This is a genomic window from Edaphobacter sp. 12200R-103, assembly GCF_010093025.1.
Lineage (GTDB): Bacteria > Acidobacteriota > Terriglobia > Terriglobales > Acidobacteriaceae > Edaphobacter.
In genome coordinates, this window is the sequence record NZ_CP048114.1 from 3,023,154 (window position 1) to 3,041,914 (window position 18,761).

The window sequence follows — 18,761 nt, forward strand, 5'->3', positions numbered from 1 at the left end:
GTTCCGGCATTTCCAAAACGTGTGTCATTCCGAGCACAGCGAAGTTGAAGAACCCCACATTCCACAGCGCACACGAACGAAACGCTCCCATTGCGCCTTAAATGGAAAAGCCCGCAGCCGAAGCTGCGGGCAAATCCACAAACAACTTATACCTCGGCACGCTGCACAAACACTCCGGCAAACGCCGTCCGCACTCCCGTAAAGACAATGGCCCACAAAAGAGCCGCCAGGAAAGCCATCGGGAGCCCCTCGGGCGCCAGAAACGAGTGGAACAGCAGGATATTCACCACCACCGGCCCCAGCAGCAGCAATCCGAGCGGCACATAACGGTTGGCCAGCAGCAACACCCCTCCAATCAACTGCAGCAGGAACACCACGACCAGGTAATGAGACACGAACAGGGCCCCCATGTACTGGCCGGCAAGCCCCGCCGGAGGCTGCATGGGAATGAAGTGAAGGAATCCGTTCAGTCCGAAGACCGTGAACAGAAGTCCCAGAAGAATGCGTGCGATCGTAAAGGCTGTCTTCATCGTCGTCCTCTCTTGTGCCATGCCACGGCCTTACGCCGCCAGCTCACGTACCTGCTGCAGCGTTGGCTTCAGGAATGTCTCGCGATCGACCGCGCCCATCATCATCTGCGCCACTCCCGCCGCCGTCACAAACGTCACATCCGTGATGCCAAGAAAACCCAGCACCGCGCGCAGGTAGGGTTCGACAAAGTTCATCGACGCCGCCGGCGTTCCCGCCTCATACACGCCTCCGGTGGCGATCAGAATCGTCGCCTTCTTCCCCTTCAGCAGACCCTCCGCACCGTTTGCACCATACGAGAAGGTCTTGCCGCTCCGTGCCACCTGGTCGATCCAGAGCTTCAGCACCGACGGGATGCTGAAGTTGTGCATCGCCACCCCGATCACAATCTCGTCCGCCTGCTGCAGCTCCGCAATCAGTGCATCGGACCCTGCCAGCACGGCCTTCTGCTCCTCGGTTCTTGCGGCCTCGGGCGTATAAGCGGCGGTTACCCAGGTCTGGTCGATCGGCTTCGCCGGCGCAACCGAAAGGTTGCGGTCCGTCACCTTGCCCTCAGGGTTCTTCTCCTTCCAGGCCTTCGTAAATTCCCGCGTTAGCTCACGGCTGACAGAGCTCTCCAGTGGACTCGAATCAACATGCAGAAGTGTCGACATAGCAGAACCTACCTTTAACAACAAAAGATGTTTAAGCGACATAAGTCGCCTTACACAAGAATAGACGACAAATGTTGTTCAGAAGATTCTTTTTCTCCTCTGGTAGCCTCTAATAAGGTAGTCATGCCTATCTCAGACTGCGAAGTTCGCGATCCAAGAATCCGGAGAACCCGGCAGGCGCTCCAGGGTGCCCTGCGCAGCCTCATGCAGCAGAAGAGCTTTGAGGAGATCTCGGTTCAGGACATCACCGATCTGGCCGACGTCAATCGCGCTACCTTCTACGATCACTACAACGACAAGTTCGCCCTGCTCGACGCCATGGTGGCCGGCGGCTTCCACAAGCTTCTGGCGGAGCGCAACGTCATCTTCGACGGCACTTGCCCCTCGGCGGCCAGCGCCATCATTCTGGCCACCTGCGACTATCTCACCACCACGCACGCCAGCGGCGACTGTAATCGCAACAGCGCCTTTGAGCCCCTGGCAGAGGCCGGAATCGTCGCCGCCATCCGCCGGGTCCTCCTTAAAGGTGTGGAAAACAAGCCCGTCCCCGAGCACCTGACCCCGGAGATCATCGCGACCACAGCCGCCTGGGCCATCTACGGCGCGGTCAAGCAGTGGTTCTACACCCCCGAACATCCACCCACGGCAGAGATCGTCCAGCCCATCCTGCAGCTGATCTTCCCCATCCTGATGAAAGCGGGGCCGATCGGGCCGCACGACCAGGTCGAAGCTCTGGCGTTGACCGAGTAAGGATCACTTTTCCAGCGTTATCGCCGCGTTTAGTGCGTCCAGCGCCGAACTCTGCGTTCCCGCATCCGGTGTAGTAATCGGACCAGACCATACCGTACCGAAGGTGTTCTGCGATGTGCGGTTCTTCGTCCAGATCGCCTCGGCGTTGGCGGCGATAGCCTTGCCGGTCACCGGTTCCGCGGCAATGTTGTTCAGGTCGCGCAAGTTGCGGACGAAGATTCCCTTGAACTGGATTCCGTCGGCCCCGCAGTTGGGCTCGCAGGGCTCGTGAATGACGCCGGCCTTGTCGCTGAAATGAGCCACCGCGGCATCGGCGATCTGACGGGCATGGGTCAGGATGTCGGCTCCGCCGCCGGTCCTGGACCACTCGGCCAGCGCCCCGATCAGCACGCCCTGGTTGTAGGTCCAGATAGTCTTTTTGTTGTTACTGCATTTGCCCGTGCCGGCGTCAATGGTAAGCCCATCGTTGACCAGATGATCGCCATTGATCATGCCGCTCATGTAGAACCACTTCCACTCCTTCGCAGCCCAGTCGGCATACTTCTGTCCGTCGGCGGAGTAGACGCGGCTGGCAAGATGCGCGGCGACGGAGAAGAAGAGCTCATTGGCGATGGCGTTCTTGTACTTCTTGTCTTTGCTCCACCAGATGCCGCCGCTGCAGGTGTCGTCCCATGAGGCTGCCATGTCGTCGAAGATGGAGCGGGCCATGGTGAGGTAGCGTGCATCGTGCGTGAGGTCGTAGGCGTCGATCCAGGCCAGCGCCCACCAGCCTTCGTCGTCATAGTAGTTGTTCAGGAAGCCGGGGAATCCGGTCAGCTCCTTCTTTGCATCGGTGCGCTGCTCTTTGGGGATGGTGATCTGGGCTTGCTTGTAAGTGTTTGCGAGGACGCCGGTGTACTTCTTCGAGCCGGTAAGGCGCATGTAGTCGGTGATGGCTGTGATGGCGTTGGCCGAGTTCCACCAGCCGGTGGTGCGATAGAGACCCATCTTCGGCACATACCACTGCTGCAGGGCTTCGACGCCGAGCTGCGCCCGTTGGCTTGCTTCTTTGGAGGGAGCCTGCGCGGGACACAACGTAGCAGAGGCAAAGAGACTGAGAGCGAGAGCGACTGCGCGGCGGAAGATCATTCCTCCGTTCTATCAGCAAACTTCATCCGGTTGTAACCGCCGCCCCGCACAATCGCGTCATGCGGAAATATCTCGTTGGCCTGCTTTTAGTTGCGGCATTGCCTCTAGGCGCGCAGACGTCCGAAATTCTGGTCCATGCCCATCGCGGAGGCCGCGCTGCCCGGCCGGAAAATACGATCCCCGCGTTCAAGTATGCTGCCGGACTGAAGGTCGATGCGCTGGAGCTGGACCTGGCGGTTACGAAGGACAATGTGCTGGTCGTATCGCATTCGCCGTACCTGACGCAACCCCACTTCGACGATCCGCGCATCAATGCCCTCCTGGCGAACGAGCGCCGCTGCGACGGACCGGCGCTACCGCCGGGAACGACAATCCATCAGCTGACGCTGGCCGAGCTGCGCAAGTATGACTGCGGAAGTCACACATTAACCGCTTTCCCGAAACAGGTGGCCGTCCCGCACAGCGGTATTCCCACATTCGACGAGGTGCTCGCCCTTGCGCCGCTGGGAACCTTCGATTTCAACGTCGAGACAAAGATCCTGCCGAGCCATCCGGAGAACACGCCTTCCCCCGAGGTCTTCGTCAAGATGATCGACGAGGCAGTGCGGAAGCATCACCTGCAGTCGCGTGTGATTCTGCAGAGCTTCGACTTCCGCACGCTGCACGCGATGAAGGCGATCGATCCGGAGATCCGGTTGTCGGCCCTGTTCGGTCAGGCGAAGTACGACACGCTGATGGGCATCACCGATCCCGATAAGAGCTTCACGCACATTGCCGAGGCCGCCGGACTGCGAAAAGGGGATTTTCTTTCGCCGGATGAGAGCCTGGCAACGCCTGAATCCGTTGAAGCGGCTCATAAAACCGGTTACAAGGTTGTGCCATACACGTCCAATGATCCAGCCGGATGGAAGAAGCTGGCGGACGCACATGTGGATGCCATCATTACGGATGATCCTGCCGCACTGCTGGAGTGGCTGCGCGCTCAGCGGCCTTCTCTGCATCCGTGAGCAATACAAGTGTGCACGGCCTGCGCGCTTGTGGCACACTTCTAATCTCAGAATTTCGGCCAGGGGTATTGCGGGCTCCATCTTTGTGGAAGAGAGGACCGCGATATGGTGGAAATTAAACGCCGTACAAAATATTACGTCGCCTGCTCGCTCGATGGATTCATCTCGCGTTCGAGTGGGGACGTGAACTGGTTATCGACCGGTCAGGACTATGGCATGGCGGAGTTTTTCCGCTCCATCGACGTTGCCGTGATGGGCCGCAGAACATGGGAGAACGTGGAGGAGCTTGCGCCCGGCCGCCGCTTTGGTCCGGAGATCGAATGCTTCGTCTTCTCCCGAACGATCCCGGAGGGCGCCTCAAAGGGGGTGCACTTTGTCTCCGGCGATATCGGCGAGTGGCTATGGACCATTCGCCAGCAGCCTGGCAAGGACATCTGGATCGTCGGGGGCGGCGATATGGCGCGGTCGTTCCTGGAGCAGAAGCTGGTCGATGAGATCATCCTCTCCATTCATCCGCGTCTGCTGGGCAGCGGCGTGCGGCTATTCCCGGCGCCATACCCGGAGATCGAGCTCGAGCTGACAGGCTGCAGGCCGTATTCGACTGGTCTGGTGCAACTGTTCTACAGCGTTGTTCCCTAAGGTACACAGACGAATATCATGCGCGATCCTGCCGCATCGAAGTGAGAGGTTGCATAGAATCGCACTTACCTCCATGCAGAATCCGACGATGACCCGCCGCTCCGCCCTTGTCTCCATCGCCGCCGTTACGGCGAACGCTCGCACCTTGTTTGCCTCTTCGAAAGAGGACCTCGCTCAAGAGTTCGCGAAGATCGAAGCCGGAAGCAAGGGCAGGCTTGGGGTTGCCGTCGCTCTTCCATCGGGCAGTCGCATGCAGCATCGCGGAGAAGAACGCTTTCCGATGTGCAGCACATTCAAGTTTCTGGCGGCTTCGCTGGTATTGCAGCGCGTCGACGCAGGACGCGAGCATCTGGACCGGCAGGTGAGCTTCTCAAAGAACGACCTGGTGACATACTCCCCGGAGACGGAGAAGCACGCCGGAGGCAGCATGTCCGTGGCGGAGCTATGCAAAGCCGCCCTGACCCTGAGCGACAACACGGCGGCCAATCTGCTGCTGGCGAGCTTCGGCGGACCGCCCGCGGTGACTGGCTTTGCGCGTTCCATCGGAGACACGATGACCCGGCTGGACCGCACCGAGACGTCCTTAAACGAGGCGACACCCGGTGACCCGCGCGACACAACGACTCCGAACGCGATGCTGCGGAATCTTGAAAAGATCTTGTTGGGAGCTGTTCTGAAACCGTCTTCGCGCAAACGCCTAACGGAGTGGATGCTGGCCAATACCACGGGCAAAGCGAAGTTCGTGGCGGGGCTTCCGCCTGACTGGAAGGTGGCGGACAAGACCGGCTCCGGAGAACATGGCTCAAACAACGACATCGGCGTGCTGTATCCGCCGTCGGGCAGGCCAGTGCTGGTGGCGTCGTATCTGACCGAGACGGAGATCTCGAATGACGAACGCAATGCAATTCACGCAGAGATCGCGCGGGCGATTGCAGCGGTCGTGAGTTGATTCCCAGATGGCGGACGGCAGCAGACGGCCGAAAGCCGGATTTTCTCCAACGGCCCCCGGAATGTGTCAATCCTGAGCGGAGCTTCTCGCGGCTTTATCGTGAGAGGCGCAGTCGAAGGATGACACCTTCTGTGGAATCTGCAGGAAGCGTGACAATCAGGCGGCCGGCGGAGCGGCGACTGCAGCGCCGCAGCGTGGACAGAAGCCCGCTCCCGTGGTCAGAGCCGCTCCACATGCCGCGCAGGTGGAAGTGACAGGAGGGGCATAGCTGTTCATCCCGCTGGCGCGAATCTGCGCGGCGATGTAGCCGGCCTGCATGGCGTTATAGGCGCGAACCCTGCCCGGCATAAAGAAGGCTTCGATAAAGCCAAGAATCGCGGGAACTCCCGTCCACGAGAAAAGAAGGTAGACGATTCCAAGCCCGGTGCGGCCGAGATAGAAGTGGTGAATCCCGAAGTTGCCGAGAAAGACGGCGAGCAGGACTCCAACAACCCCCTCACGGCGCGCCTGGTTGTATTCAGCATAGAACCAGCTGCGCTGATGGTCGGTCATTCCGGCGGTATAGATAGGGTCGATGTAATCCAAGGTCGATGACCTCCCTTTCGAGAGAGATACGACGCGAAGAGATGGGAAGTTCCAGCAGAACAGTGTGACGAAAGCCGCGCCGGTTTACAAATTTCGCATTCGGATCGGGATCCGGCCTATCGGCCCTCACGCAGCCGCAGCGCCAGCTTCTCCGGAAGCTGTGCCATCAGGATACGCCCCTGCGCCGAAGTCAGATCATAGGGTACGCGGTTAAAAGTGACCGTCTTCGCCTCGCTGTCGTAGATGGCGAAGGCAGCTCGCCAGTCATGGTCCCGCGGCTGGCCCACAGAGCCCGGATTGATCAGATAACGGGTCTCTTCGGCCAGGGACAGCGTCCAGCTTTCAAACTCATTACAGCTTTTGTAGCCCGGACGAAAGTCGCGCCACTCCTCGTTGTGCTGGCAGAACCCGCCCTGCAGGTGTGTGTGGCCGATAAAGGTTATCTCGGTTCCGCTCTGCTGCAGTGGCCCCCAGGCATCGCGCATCGTCAGGATGTACTGGTCTTCATTCAACGGTGAGCCATGCGCCAGCACGATGCCGGGCAGTCCCTCCGGAGAGACAGGCCCCTGCGGAACCTGCCCCAGCCAATCCCGGTTCTCCTCCGTCATCTCGTCGTGAGTCCACATCGCTGCCGCCCGAGCAACCGGGTTGAACCCCACGGCTGACGCCAGCCCGCAGCACACACGGTCATGATTGCCTCGGACATTCAACTGTGCCAGCGACCGGATCTTGCAGACGACCTCGTTTGGGCTGGCTCCATACCCCACTACATCGCCCAGGTTCCAGAGCGCATCCCACGACCCCGCAGCCGCCAGAACGGCGTTCAGGGCTTCCAGGTTGCCGTGGATGTCCGAGAGGATCAGGGCGCGCATAGGTCCAGTGAGTGGCCTGTCGGCCCACGGACTAGTGTACCTGCCGTCCCCGGTTCAGGCGAGGGTCAGCAGCGGCTTCGTGCGATCGGTTCGCATCGTCGGAACCGATGCCAGCAGCCTGCGGGTATAGGGATGCTGCGGTGCCCCGAAGATCTGCGCTGCACCGCCCTGCTCGACGATCTCACCGTGCTGCATCACTGCAACCCGGTCGGCCACCTGGCTCACCACGGCAAGATCGTGCGAGATAAACAGCATCGACAGATTGTGCGTCCTGCGCAGACGGTTCAGCAGCGCAAGGATTTGGGCCTGCACGGTCACATCGAGCGCCGTCGTCGGCTCGTCAGCGATCAGCAGACGTGGCCGGTTCACAATGGCCATCGCAATCAGGATGCGCTGCCTCTGCCCTCCGGAGAACTGGTGCGGATAGTCGCGCAGGCGGCGCTCCGGCTCCGGCAGCGCGACCTCGTGCATCGACTCCAGCACACGGTTGCGCACCTCGGCCCGGGAGAGCTCCGGGTGGTGCGCCTGCACCGCCTCGGCGATCTGCGCCCCCACCGGCATCACCGGGTTCAGGGCGGTCATTGGCTCCTGGAAGATCATGGCGATCTCCCGGCCGCGTCGCCGCCTCATCTCCGGCTCGGAGAGGGCCAGAAGATCATAACCACCAAAAGCGATCTTGCCGGTTACGGCCGCCGACGGCGGAAGCAGCCGCAGAAGCGCGAGCGAGGTAGCCGATTTGCCCGATCCGGACTCCCCCACCAGCCCCAGCGTCTCCCCCGGAGCGATCTCGAACGAGATTCTGTCTACAGCGGGGCGGTCTCCGAAGTCGATCGAGAGATGGTCGACGTGCAAAAGGGCATTCTGTGCCATGCCTTGAATGTAGTCCATCGGCGAAAAAGAGGTAGACGTTCTACTTCCAAAGGAAGTAGAGTGTCTACTCCCAGAGGAGGTGCCGGACGGATGCCGCCGAAAACCATGTACAAGAATAGGATCGAGCTGCTGCAGGGAACGCTGGATATGCTGATCCTCAAGACCCTGCAGTGGGGGCCGCAGCACGGTTATAGCATCGTGCAGGCTCTGAGGACGCAGTCTGGAGAGGTCCTGCAAGTGGAGACCGGGTCGCTCTACCCGGCGCTTCATCGGCTGGAGCGGCAGGGGTGGGTGTCTTCGGAGTGGAAGCAGACCGAGAGCAATCAGCGGGCACGGTTCTACCAGATCACGGCGACCGGCAAGGAACAGCTTGCGGCGGACCACAGCAGATGGCAGCGGATGGTGGAGGCGATCGCCGCGGTGATGCAGGCTGCTCCGGCTCTGACTCCCGATGGGGGTGAGCGATGAAGTTCTGGCGGCGCAGGTCCGACGATATCGATGAAGAGATCGCCACACACCTGGCGATGGCTGCCGCCGAGCGGGAGCGGCGGGGAGAGACGCCCGAACAGGCGCTGAGGTCGGCAAAGCGCGAATTCGGCAATCCTCTACTGGTCCGCGACGTGACGCGCGGCGTGTGGGGAGGGGAGTGGCTTGAGCACCTGCTGCAGGACCTTCGCTATGCCTGGCGCCAGACGCGGCGGTCGCCTGGATTCTCCCTTACGGTCATCGCCACGCTGGCCCTGGGGCTGGGAGCGACGGCTGCGATGTTTACCGTGGTCGAGCGAGTCCTTCTCCAGACGTTGTCCTACCCGGAGCCGCAGCGGCTGGTCCTGCCGGCGGAATCCGGGAGGAGGGGCGACCGTCAATCGATGCCGTTGCCCGACATCGAAGAGTGGCGGCAGCGGGCACAGTCTTTTGAAGACATCGCTTTCTCAAACTCCGCAGTAGGACGGTCGTTTCTGGAAGGAGATGCGGCTGCGGAGCAGGTGGGCCATTCCCTGGTGAGTACCAACCTGTTTTCAGTCCTTGGCGTGAGGCCCGCCTTGGGGCGCGGTTTTGCTTACGACGGGCAGAAACCGTTCGCGCATGCCGGAGATGAGAAGACGATTGTCCTGAGCGATGCTGCGTGGCGCGACGCCTTTGGCGGACGGAAGGATATTCTCGGCAGGATCGTGCGGATCAGCGGCCAGCCGTACACGGTGGTCGGAGTGATGCCACGGGGCTTTTCGTTTCCCTGGAACTCCTCCCGTCCGCAGGTATGGACCGCAGCGCATTTTGATCCATCGGACGATAGCCGGAACGCACTGAATGCACTCTATAAACTCTACATCCCGATTGCGCGGTTGAAACGGGGCGTCAGCGTAACGAAGGCCGATGCCGAGCTGAAGGTCGTGCAGGCCGAGGTGGCAAAGCTGTACACGGATCCGTATGCACGGAATCTGGTGACGTCAGCGACGGTGAAGCCCTACGGCGAGTCGCTGGTGAAGCCGGAGGTCAGGAAGGCTTTGCTGGCGCTGTTTGGGGCCTCCGGTGTTCTGTGGCTGATCGCCTGCGTAAACGTGACCGGGCTGCTGCTTGCTCGCGCTGCCGTTCGTCAGCGCGAGATTGCCATCCGCGGGGCGCTGGGGGCGAGCCGCGGACGTATCGTGCGACAGCTCATGATGGAGGGAATGATTCTGAGCGCCGGTGGTTCCCTGCTGGGACTGGCGCTCGCAGTGGGGCTGCTGAAGGCGTTCGCCCACAACCTGGCGACGCAGCTTCAGGTGAAAGGCGCGATGCCGGACGGCCGCGTGATCGCGGTGCTGCTTGCCCTGACAATCGGGAGCGCGGTTTTGTCTGCGATGTGGCCCGCGGTCTCCAGTGCCCGGGCCGCAATTGAGCCTGCCCTGCGCCAGGGAAGTGGCGGCCAGGCGGGCCAGAGCCGGGAGCAGCACAGGCTGCGGTCAGCGCTGGTGGTCACGCAGATTGCCCTGTCGCTGATGCTGCTGGTCTCCTGCGGCCTGCTGCTGCGCACCATCTATGCGTTGCGTCATGCGCCGCTGGGGTTCAGGACCGACCATATCCTCGTTGGAAGCATGGCGATCCCGTCCTATCGGTTCGCAGGCAGAGATCTGACGTCTGATCTCTATAGGCCCATGCTGGAGCGTGTAATGGCGTTGCCGGGAGTAGAAGCGGCAACCCTGATGACCGAGGTCCCGCTGGGCCACTCCTTCAATGTAACTTTCTCCTTCAGCGCGCAGGGCAACAGCGCGGACGCGGTAAGAAAACGGGATTTTCGCGCGCAGCTTCGGGTTGTTGGTCCGGATGCGCAGAAGGTCTTCGGCTTCAAGCTCTTCAAAGGAAGGTATTTCAACGAAGGAGATACGGCAGGCTCGCCGGGAGTGGTGGTGGTGAACCGGGCCTTCGTCAAGGAGTTTTCGCAGAGCAACGACCCGGACAAGGTGATGGGCGAGCGCCTGATGAATCTTGAGAAGGACAGGCCAGCCGTGGTCGTGGGTGTTCTGGACGACACCCGGCAGGTCTCGGTGGCGGAGCAGTCGCGGCCGGAGATGCAGTTCTACCTGCCGCAACTCAAGCCGGACAGCAATCTGTACAAGAATGTCGAAGGCATCGCGATGGACCTGGCAGTTCGTACGGAGCGCCCCTCTGCGTCCATCGTTCCGGAGATCAAGGAGCTGATGCGACGGGCGAGTCCGGAGCTGGCCAATACCGAGTTCGTCAGCATGGACCAGATCGTCGAAGATTCGTATGGGAACCAGCAGATTATGGCCAGGCTGCTGATCGTCTTCGGCGGCGCCGCCCTGCTGCTGTGTCTCTCGGGAATCTACGGCCTATTGACGCAGCTTGTGGCCCAGAGGACGCGCGAGATCGGGGTACGGATGGCGCTGGGAGCAGATCGGGGACGAGTGATCCGAATGGTGATGCGGCAGGCCGGACGCATGCTGGTGGCCGGAGGTCTGGCGGGTCTTGCGCTGGTGTACTTTACCGGGAAACTCGTCGATGGTTTTCTCTATGGAGTGGGCGCGTATGACGGGTGGACGCTGGGGGTGATCTCGTTGCTTCTTCTGGCGAGCGGGCTGGCATCAGCGTATCTTCCGGCGCGGAGAGCGGCTGCCATCGACCCCATGGAGGCCCTTCGGGCGGAGTAGTACGACTTTGCGACCGGCATCGCGTCTAAACTTACCAGCGATGAGATACCGGATATTGAGTGCAGTGACGGGGATGGCTGTCGCCACAGGCATCAGCCTGGGCCAGACCCATAAAGTGGCTCCGACGCCCGAGACGGTGGTGCGGGCGGTGGGGGTGTACGAGTGGACGGGCGACCTGGCCAAGCCGACCGGCAGCCGCTTTGTGCCGGTTACGGTCTTTATCGATGGCGACCTGGAGGATGCCGGGATCTACAGGCCGCAGCCGGTTCCCTTCGCTCTGCTCTCAGGCAATGTCTACGAGCTTCAGGATTCTGGTCTGCCCAAGGGAACGCTGGTGCTGGAGTCGGCGATCGATGCAAAGCTTCCGGAGGGCGCTCCCGGACCGGCCTTCGATGAAGGCTGGACGGGCTATGGAACCTACAAGCCGGCGGACGCTCCGAAAAAGACGGCAGCACTGCGGCCTTCGAAAAATATGCCGGTCATTAAGATCTCAGGAGGCGATGGAAGCAAGCCGCACCTGAGCGACAAGACGGACGGCGGTTCGAAACCCACTGCCCAGCCACAGACGCCGCCCGCGCCGACCACAGCTGAGAAGGACAACCCGCCAGCCGATACCGACCGGCCAACGCTGCACAGGCGTACCGGGGATGAGACGGCGTCGAGCGCCAACAGCGCTGACGGCAGCTCCGGAGGCAGTGCTGGAGGCTCTTCCGATCCCCATGATGCCGAGCGCCCAACGCTGAAACGGCGTTCGCCGGAAGAAGAGAAGGCGGACCAGGACCGGAAGAAACAGGAGAGAAAGAAAGAGGACCAGGCCAGCGTTACCTCGAATGGCTCCATCGCGGACGATCCGGACCGTCCTCATCTGCATCACGGCAGCGGCGAGGAGGGCGGAGACAAAGAAGTGCCGAAGCTGATGGGCATTCCGAAGGACATGCACCAGATGGTGGCAGTTTCGGATGCCAGGAATCGCGATCCTCATCCCTTCGCCCGCCCGTGGGAGGACACGAATGAACACGCGGCCGTCCTGGCAAAAATGCAGGGCTTTGCCCGGGCGAAGCTGGCTGAGTATGGTGTCGTGCCGGGAGTAACTCCGCCGTCCGCGATGGCCGGCTCTTCCGTAAACCCGTCTGCGGACGCGGGGATGAGTGCACCCGACGGCGGGCCGCCGAAGCTGCGGCGCGGGATTCCGCCAAAGTCGGACGTGACCTCGGCGCCGATTCCGTCTGCGGCTGAGGCCACCAAAAAGGCTGCTCCAGCAAAACAGTCCGCGCACGCGCGCACCCGAGCCCATAGTCGCAACGCCAAGGCAGCGAAGCCCACGCCTGTCACCCTGGCCGATGAGGTCCTGAAAGGCTATACGCTCAGCTATGGCGGAGCGCCGACATACGTCTACATGGCCCATACGGTCGAGACAGGTTCGGTGATGCGCTACGTCACTGTCGTCGCACAGGACAACGGCATGGGGCAGTTGAAGGTTGCGCTGGCCAGCGTGACCGATGCGGCCCACCTGGATCGCACGCCATGGATGCGGCTGGTCGACGTCGTCGACGTGGAGGCGAGCAACCGGGCCAGCCTGCTGTTTGAGCTGCGTTCGAAGAATTCGCGGCAGTTTGCGCTGTATCGGGTGATCGCGGCGAAGCCGGAGCAGATCTTTGAGACGGGTGGGTGAGGAACGATGCTTTCGTTTTGATTGCGATGTCATCTTTTGGATCGTGCTTAGAACTGTGCGAGTTCCTGACGCATCATCGTGACGGTTGAATAGAAGCAGGGATGACGAACACAATGCGAGAAAGATGTCTTGTAAGACATCCTGCTCGCCTATAGTAATGGAAGGCGTTACTATTCAATCGTGATTACTGGTTTCTCGGATGCAGATACGGAAGAGCTGTGGGAAACAGGAAAGAATCGGCGTCTTCCCGCGAATCTCCGCAGGTCAGCATGGAAGAAGCTTGCAATTCTCCATGCTGCGCTGGAATTAGCCAATCTTCGCGTCCCGCCGGGCAATCGGCTGGAAGCATTAACGGGCGATAGAAAAGGGCAGCATAGTATCCGGATTAACGATCAGTACCATATCTGTTTTCGATGGAAATCTGGAAATGCTTATGAGGTCGAGATCGTCGATTATCACTGAAGGAAGTAGTTGTTATGCCAAAGAATTTCGCAATTCATCCCGGAGAGATTCTTCGCACCGAGTTTCTGGAGCCACTGGGGCTTTCGGTCTACCGGCTGGCTCAGGCGATTGAAGTTCCCTTGCCCCGCATCAACGATGTGGTGAAAGGCAAACGGTCCATCTCGGCAGACACGGCGCTTCGTCTGGGAATCTACTTCGGCCTGCCGGCTCAATTCTGGCTCAACCTTCAGAATGAATATGACCTGCGTCATGCGCGGACTCCCGCCCTTAAAAAGATCAAACCGCATCCACAAGCGGCTTGATTACAAACACGATGCAAAAAAGCCGGTCCATTACGGACCGGCTTTGGTTCGTTAGAACCGGTTCCAGACTCAGAGCTTGCCGAAGCGTCCGTTGCGGAAGTCATCGACGGCCTGCGCGATCTCTTCGCGGGTGTTCATGACGAAGGGACCGTAGCTGGCGATGGGCTCGTTGATGGGTTCGCCGCTCAGCAGCAGCAGGTTTGAGTCTGCTTCTGCCTTGAGGGCGACGGTGTCTCCCTCAGAGCCGAGCACCGCGATGCGGGCTTCGCCGCTGAGCTTGCCGGTCTCGTTGACCTCGACATCGCCCTTGCGCAGGACGATGGCCGTGTTGTGGCCCTCCGGAACCGGAAGCTCGACCTGCTCGCCTGCCTTCAGGTTGACGTCCCAGACATTGAGCGGCGTGAAGGTCTTTGCCGCTCCCTGACTGCCGTTGAGAGCGCCTGCGATGACGCGGGCGTTCCCTCCTGTGGCGAAGTCAATCGTCGGAATCTGCTCCTTCGTGATCGCCTGATAGCCGGGCTTCGACATCTTGTTGGCCGCAGGAAGGTTCACCCACAGCTGGATCATCTCGAAGATGCCGCCGTTTTTGGTGAACTCTGCCTCGTGCATCTCCTCGTGCAGGACGCCGGAGGCAGCGGTCATCCACTGGACATCGCCAGGGAAGATGACCCCGGAGTTTCCGGCAGAGTCGCGATGACCGACCGAACCCTGGTAGGCAATGGTGACGGTCTCGAAGCCGCGATGCGGATGCTCCCCGACGCCGCGCGGCTGGGACGCGGGCTTGAAGTACTGCGGGCCTGCATAGTCGAGCATCAGGAACGGGCTTACCTCAAGCTGAATTCCGTTGGACGGAAACAGGTTGCGGACCGGAAAGCCATCTCCAACCCAGTGGGTGGATCCGGGGCCGTAGGTTCCGAGAACTTTCTTCTGCGTGATTGTGGTGGACATGATGGTTACTCCTCCCGGCGCTGTTCAGCGCCCGTTGGTGTTGCGTGAAAAGTCGATTCGGCGGCGCGGCCCAGCCTGCGCAGAAGCGGCAGCAGATGGGCGCGATCCTCTTTACTGAAATCCACAAGTGCGGTCTCCATCTCATCGCGATGGTCGGCGAAGGCGCACTCGATCAGCCTGCGGCCCTCCGGGGTCAGCCGGATGATGCGGGCGCGGCGGTCCTTCGCGTCGTCGTTGCGGGTGACGAGGCCTCGGACTTCCAGGCGATCGACGGCAGTCGTCATGGAGCCGCTGGTAAGAAGCACCTTCTGCCGAAGCTGCGTCACGCTCAGTGGCCCCTTATGGAGGAGCGCCTCGAGGACGCCAAAGTCGGTCGTCCCCATGTCGAAACGGGCGATGCTGCGGGTTGAGTGCGCCTCGACCGCTCGGGAAGCCTTCCAGAGGAGCAGCCAGAGGTGGATGCCGCTGAGATCGGATTCGGTTTGTGGTGTCCTTGTCATGTCTTGATATAGAGATGCTTGATATCAAGGTAAAGATTCAAAGTGAGAGGAACCATCGATCCTGTTTGTTTCCGCAGCGCCCTAAACTCTCGCCCGTGAGTGCAACGCCGGCGGGTTCTACCTGCGGATAGGTCGTAAATCGCCTGTTCTTCCGGAGAACCCGGCTCCTTGACGGTAAAATAAGGAAATTACGGAAAAATCTGATTCAGGAAGACGGGCAATGAGCACAGGAGCGCAGACGGCGTTGGCATCACAGGTAGAGGCGGCAGCGAAGGCAGCCGGGCTGGTCGTGGTTTCGGTCGAGGAGGGCAAGGACTTCTCCGGCGGTCCGACGGCGCGGTTCACCATCGGACTCGCTGCGAATCCAGCCAAAAAGCAGACGCTGGAGCTGAGCGCTGCCTTCGACTTCTCTCAGGGACCTCTCAAGAACGTCGTTGAGAATTACCTGCAGGAGTCCGCCACCCGCCTGAAGAATCCGCGTCCGGACTGTTACCTCACCCTGCACGGCATCCCGTTCAGCTTCGGCAAATTTGAGTGGCCCTTCCACGCCTCTACCTCCGGCGCCGATACCTTCATCGTGCATGGAGAGGCTCGTCTGGAAGATGGCAGCGAGAGCGTTCTGCACGCGAAGGTCTCCGCCTCGATGACCCGCACCTTCGCCGAGGTTGTTCCGGCGCTCGAGCAGCCCTTTGCCGAGTCCTTCATCTACAACGCCATCCGCAAGACCACCGACCAGGGTCAGATTGAGCTGGTCAAGAGCGGCAACCGGCAGCCGGTGCCCGTCACCACCCGCTACTACAGCACCAAGCAGAAGCGCTTTATCTTCAACGACACCACCGAGTCGCAGCGCATGGAGTTTCTGGCCGCCAAGGTCTTCTGGCTCTCCGGAATCCTTGGTGGAGGCGAGCCGGTCTGGCTTACCGATCCGCGTGACGCCCAGTACCTCAATACGACCGTTGAGGATCTCCGCAAGGTAGCGCAGGCGGTCGCCCACGAAGGCGTCATCTGCCTGGCTACCGACACCGACTTTGCCACTCCCACAGAGGCCCTGATGGGGCATCGCGACGGCTATCTTGAGGAGCTGGAAGCTGCGCTCAAGTTCCTCAAGCCCAGCTTCAACGAGGACATGCGCGCCGGCCACACCAACATGTAGGCCCTTGAATACTCACTTTCCGGCAAGAAAGATTAGAGAAGGTCCCGACAGGGGCCTTTTCTTCTGGACTGCTTCTTTTAGGCTTTTAGAGTAGTTCCTGCGACGGATAATCATCAAAAGATGTCAGCCTGAGCAACGCGAAGGATCCCTGTATTTTGCCTGTGGCGTCCAGGATGCTCCGGGCAAATACAGGGATTCTTCGCTCCGTTCAGAACGACGAATTAAAGGGAAGCAAGAGGGCTGTGCCCATTCGTGTTCGTCTTACGAATGACAATCTCTCGTTTCGATGAGGAGAACTTCTTCCATGAAAGCCGCCGTTCTTCATGCCTCCGCTTCAGCCCTCTCCATCGAAGAGGTTCCGCAGCCACAACTTAAGCCGGGTCACACCCTGCTGCGGGTGCTGGCGTGCGGGGTCTGCCGGACCGACCTGCATATTCTGGAGCGCGATCTGCCCACGGTGCGCGATCCTCTGATTCCCGGTCACCAGATCGTCGGGGAAGTCATCGACGGAGCTACCGATGAATTTCCTCTCGGGTCGCGCGCCGGGGTTTCGTGGATCGGGGGAGCGGACCTCACCTGCCCCTTCTGTCAGCGCGGAGAAGAGAACCTCTGCGACGCTCCGGTGCTAACCGGCTATACGGTGAACGGTGGTTACGCCCAGTACGCCCTCGTCCGTTCGGACTTCGCCTTCCCCCTACCATCCGACGCCGAGCCCAGGCACCTCGCTCCTCTGCTCTGTGCCGGCATCATCGGCTTCCGCAGCCTGCGGGTTGCCGGAACTCAGCCGGGCGAACGCATCGGGCTCTTCGGCTTCGGAGCCTCGGCGTCGCTGGCCATCCAGGTGCTGCGGCACTGGGGATGTGAGGTCTACGTCTCGACACGGGGAGAGCAGCATCGTGCACAGGCGGATGCTGCGGGTGCGACCTGGGTTGGGACTGAAAGCGACAGACCTCCGGTGCCGCTGGACCGCGCCATTACCTTCGCACCGTCAGGGCAGGTCGTAGTCTCCGCGCTCTCCAGCCTGCGCAAGGGCGGTGTGGTTGCGATCAACGCCATTCACCTGGACCAGATGCCTGCCTTCGACTACGACACGCTGCTGTGGGGTGAGCGGCAGATTCGCTCGGTGACAAACATGACGCGACAGGACGCGCGCGACTTTCTCGCGCTCGCGCACGAGATCGGCATTCGGCCGCACGTGCGTACCTTCTCGCTCGACGAGGCTAATGACGCCCTGCAGGCGGTGAAGCATGAGACGGCGGACGGCCCCTGCGTGATCCTTCCCTGAAGGTGTATCGACATGCCTTCTCTGTCGTTGGCATTCCGGTAGAAAAGCGAATTCCTCCACTTCGCTGCGCTCCGGTCGGAATGATAACTTCTTTTTGACCCCTCAAAGTCTTTTGATCCTGCAATTAAGGTCCGGCAACCTCTGACCGGCGAAGGTCGATACCCCCCAAGGGTGATCAGCGAACTCCGGCGGGGTTGGGCAGCGGTTTCGTCTTGTCGCGGAGCGTATCGAGAGAGATGGAACCCGGAGGAAGCGCCCGGCCGACTCCAGGCATAAACATCTCGAGCCCCCGGTCCGGGGTCATCCGGCTGAATCCCCTGACAAGCTGGTCGTTATAGTTGGCCAGGTCCAGGTCGAACCATCTGTCTCCTGAGGCGTCGACCAGGGTCAGATCGGCATCGTCCATCGTCAGCTTGCCGAGTCGTACCGAGCCTCCGCGAAGCCGCAGGAAATTATGCCATCGGGCCAGCTGCTGATCGTCCTCCGGAGAGGTACTGCCGTAGGTCACGACCACGTCCGGAGCATGCAGCTCGATGGCGGAGATCTGCCCGCGGATGTGCGGCGGCGGCAGCAGCACCGTCGTATTCAGGTAGATGTCGTTGTCCCTTACCTCCACCCCATCGACCGGCTCCTTGCCGACGATATCGTCGACCTCAACCTTCAGGCCTTTCAGCAGCCCCCTGACCGGCATCTTGAGGACATTGATCTTACTGATCGATACATGAATTCTTCCGCCGGGAGCCGGTGCGATGGTCCCCAACACTTCGACCGGCAGAGGAATCAGCAGCTTATGCATGATGCCCGAGAGCCGGATCTGCTGGCCATCACCGGTCAGCTTCATCTCTTTGAGAGGCGAACGCGCTGCCATGGCTGAGTTCAGATAGTTGGCAATGTCTCCCAGGTTGGCGTGGATGAGGCCGCGATCGATCTGGAAGATGAAGCTGCTCTCGTCATCCAGCGACGGAACTACTCCGGTGCGGGTGGGAAGCATCCTCCCGCGAAGCCAGCGGACGTAGATGCGGAACTGCGGACCTTTGCGGAGGTCGAGATTATGCGCATAAACAGTCGTCTCCGGTGCATTCGCGCGGGCCTTCGCAGGGGTCTTGGGAGTACCTGATCCCGCTTGTGGGGCCGGCTGGTTCTTCTTCGAGCCTGAGGGCCAGAGAATCCAGGCCAGGAAAAAAGCAACAAGAAGAGCTGCCACAACAAGAACATAACGCTGTATCTTCATAGGCGATTTAGCAGTCTCCGGAGCGGCAGGCACAGAGACCCAATCTGGTGTGATGCTAGCAACGTCACCAACCGCTAC

The 18,761-nt window shown here is 60.8% G+C and carries 20 protein-coding genes; 11 read left to right on the forward strand and 9 right to left on the reverse strand.

The genetic code is table 11. The features are described 5' to 3' along the window. Positions 1-146: 146 nt before the first annotated feature. Both GWR55_RS12530 and GWR55_RS12535 read right to left on the reverse strand, forming a co-directional pair. On the reverse strand, positions 147-530 hold the full coding sequence (locus tag GWR55_RS12530) for a hypothetical protein (protein WP_162402567.1): 384 nt from the start codon (positions 528-530) through the stop codon (positions 147-149). A gap of 30 nt (positions 531-560) precedes the next feature. Next, on the reverse strand, positions 561-1,181 hold the full coding sequence (locus GWR55_RS12535) for an FMN-dependent NADH-azoreductase (RefSeq protein WP_162402568.1): 621 nt from the start codon (positions 1,179-1,181) through the stop codon (positions 561-563). A gap of 123 nt (positions 1,182-1,304) precedes the next feature. Between GWR55_RS12535 and GWR55_RS12540 the strand changes: the two genes are divergently transcribed. Then, positions 1,305-1,931 carry a TetR/AcrR family transcriptional regulator gene (locus GWR55_RS12540; RefSeq protein ID WP_162402569.1) on the forward strand — a complete coding sequence of 209 codons (627 nt, stop codon included), beginning with the start codon at positions 1,305-1,307 and terminating at the stop codon, positions 1,929-1,931. Between the two features lie 3 nt (positions 1,932-1,934). Here GWR55_RS12540 and GWR55_RS12545 read toward each other — a convergent pair whose 3' ends face one another. After that, positions 1,935-3,059, reverse strand: coding sequence for a glycoside hydrolase family 76 protein (locus GWR55_RS12545; RefSeq protein WP_162402570.1), 1,125 nt, complete (start codon positions 3,057-3,059; stop codon positions 1,935-1,937). 59 nt (positions 3,060-3,118) lie between these two features. Here GWR55_RS12545 and GWR55_RS12550 point away from each other — a divergent pair, with 59 nt between their 5' ends. From GWR55_RS12550 to bla, 3 genes are all read left to right on the forward strand, one after another. Continuing rightward, the gene (locus GWR55_RS12550; protein WP_162402571.1) at positions 3,119-4,066 is read left to right on the forward strand and encodes a glycerophosphodiester phosphodiesterase family protein; all 948 of its coding nucleotides are present in this window, start codon (positions 3,119-3,121) and stop codon (positions 4,064-4,066) included. Positions 4,067-4,171: 105 nt separating this feature from the next. Continuing rightward, positions 4,172-4,705 (forward strand): dihydrofolate reductase family protein, encoded by a 534-nt coding sequence (locus GWR55_RS12555; protein WP_162402572.1) that lies wholly within the window; start codon positions 4,172-4,174, stop codon positions 4,703-4,705. Between the two features lie 73 nt (positions 4,706-4,778). Beyond that, a complete protein-coding gene (gene bla / locus GWR55_RS12560) occupies positions 4,779-5,654 on the forward strand; it encodes a class A beta-lactamase (RefSeq protein ID WP_202925504.1) in 876 nt (291 codons plus the stop codon). 156 nt (positions 5,655-5,810) lie between these two features. On the opposite strand, the gene GWR55_RS12565 is transcribed toward bla, so the two are convergent. The 3 genes from GWR55_RS12565 to GWR55_RS12575 all read right to left on the reverse strand — a co-directional run bounded on the left by GWR55_RS12565 (position 5,811) and on the right by GWR55_RS12575 (position 7,981). Further along, entirely contained in the window at positions 5,811-6,239 is a 429-nt protein-coding gene (locus GWR55_RS12565; protein WP_202925505.1) for an NINE protein, read from the reverse strand. Positions 6,240-6,355: 116 nt separating this feature from the next. After that, complete coding sequence (locus GWR55_RS12570) at positions 6,356-7,111, reverse strand: metallophosphoesterase (RefSeq protein WP_162402573.1); 756 nt, start codon at positions 7,109-7,111, stop codon at positions 6,356-6,358. A 54-nt stretch (positions 7,112-7,165) separates the two neighbouring features. Then, positions 7,166-7,981: an ABC transporter ATP-binding protein gene (locus tag GWR55_RS12575; protein WP_162402574.1), complete on the reverse strand. Its 816-nt coding sequence runs from the start codon at positions 7,979-7,981 to the stop codon at positions 7,166-7,168. 90 nt (positions 7,982-8,071) lie between these two features. On the opposite strand from GWR55_RS12575, the gene GWR55_RS12580 reads away from it, so the two are divergent. From GWR55_RS12580 to GWR55_RS12600, 5 genes are all read left to right on the forward strand, one after another. After that, positions 8,072-8,449 (forward strand): PadR family transcriptional regulator, encoded by a 378-nt coding sequence (locus GWR55_RS12580; RefSeq protein ID WP_162402575.1) that lies wholly within the window; start codon positions 8,072-8,074, stop codon positions 8,447-8,449. Further along, positions 8,446-11,130, forward strand: a complete 2,685-nt coding sequence (locus tag GWR55_RS12585; protein WP_162402576.1) for an ABC transporter permease — start codon at positions 8,446-8,448, stop codon at positions 11,128-11,130. Before GWR55_RS12580 ends, GWR55_RS12585 begins: the two co-directional genes overlap by 4 nt. A gap of 40 nt (positions 11,131-11,170) precedes the next feature. After that, on the forward strand, positions 11,171-12,802 hold the full coding sequence (locus GWR55_RS12590) for a hypothetical protein (RefSeq protein ID WP_162402577.1): 1,632 nt from the start codon (positions 11,171-11,173) through the stop codon (positions 12,800-12,802). A 180-nt stretch (positions 12,803-12,982) separates the two neighbouring features. After that, positions 12,983-13,264 (forward strand): type II toxin-antitoxin system RelE/ParE family toxin, encoded by a 282-nt coding sequence (locus tag GWR55_RS12595; protein ID WP_162402578.1) that lies wholly within the window; start codon positions 12,983-12,985, stop codon positions 13,262-13,264. Positions 13,265-13,278: 14 nt separating this feature from the next. After that, positions 13,279-13,566, forward strand: a complete 288-nt coding sequence (locus tag GWR55_RS12600) for a HigA family addiction module antitoxin (RefSeq protein ID WP_162402579.1) — start codon at positions 13,279-13,281, stop codon at positions 13,564-13,566. Positions 13,567-13,635: 69 nt separating this feature from the next. Here the strand turns inward: GWR55_RS12600 and GWR55_RS12605 are convergent, their stop codons facing one another. Next, complete coding sequence (locus tag GWR55_RS12605; RefSeq protein ID WP_162402580.1) at positions 13,636-14,514, reverse strand: pirin family protein; 879 nt, start codon at positions 14,512-14,514, stop codon at positions 13,636-13,638. Between the two features lie 5 nt (positions 14,515-14,519). Then, positions 14,520-15,014, reverse strand: coding sequence for a MarR family winged helix-turn-helix transcriptional regulator (locus GWR55_RS12610; RefSeq protein ID WP_162402581.1), 495 nt, complete (start codon positions 15,012-15,014; stop codon positions 14,520-14,522). Between the two features lie 220 nt (positions 15,015-15,234). Between GWR55_RS12610 and GWR55_RS12615 the strand changes: the two genes are divergently transcribed. Together GWR55_RS12615 and GWR55_RS12620 are read left to right on the forward strand one after the other, a co-directional pair. Then, positions 15,235-16,167: a hypothetical protein gene (locus GWR55_RS12615; RefSeq protein ID WP_162402582.1), complete on the forward strand. Its 933-nt coding sequence runs from the start codon at positions 15,235-15,237 to the stop codon at positions 16,165-16,167. A gap of 304 nt (positions 16,168-16,471) precedes the next feature. Beyond that, a complete protein-coding gene (locus GWR55_RS12620) occupies positions 16,472-17,452 on the forward strand; it encodes a zinc-dependent alcohol dehydrogenase family protein (RefSeq protein WP_162402583.1) in 981 nt (326 codons plus the stop codon). Positions 17,453-17,627: 175 nt separating this feature from the next. Here the strand turns inward: GWR55_RS12620 and GWR55_RS12625 are convergent, their stop codons facing one another. Next, entirely contained in the window at positions 17,628-18,683 is a 1,056-nt protein-coding gene (locus GWR55_RS12625) for a hypothetical protein (protein ID WP_162402584.1), read from the reverse strand. Between the last annotated feature and the right edge of the window lie 78 nt (positions 18,684-18,761).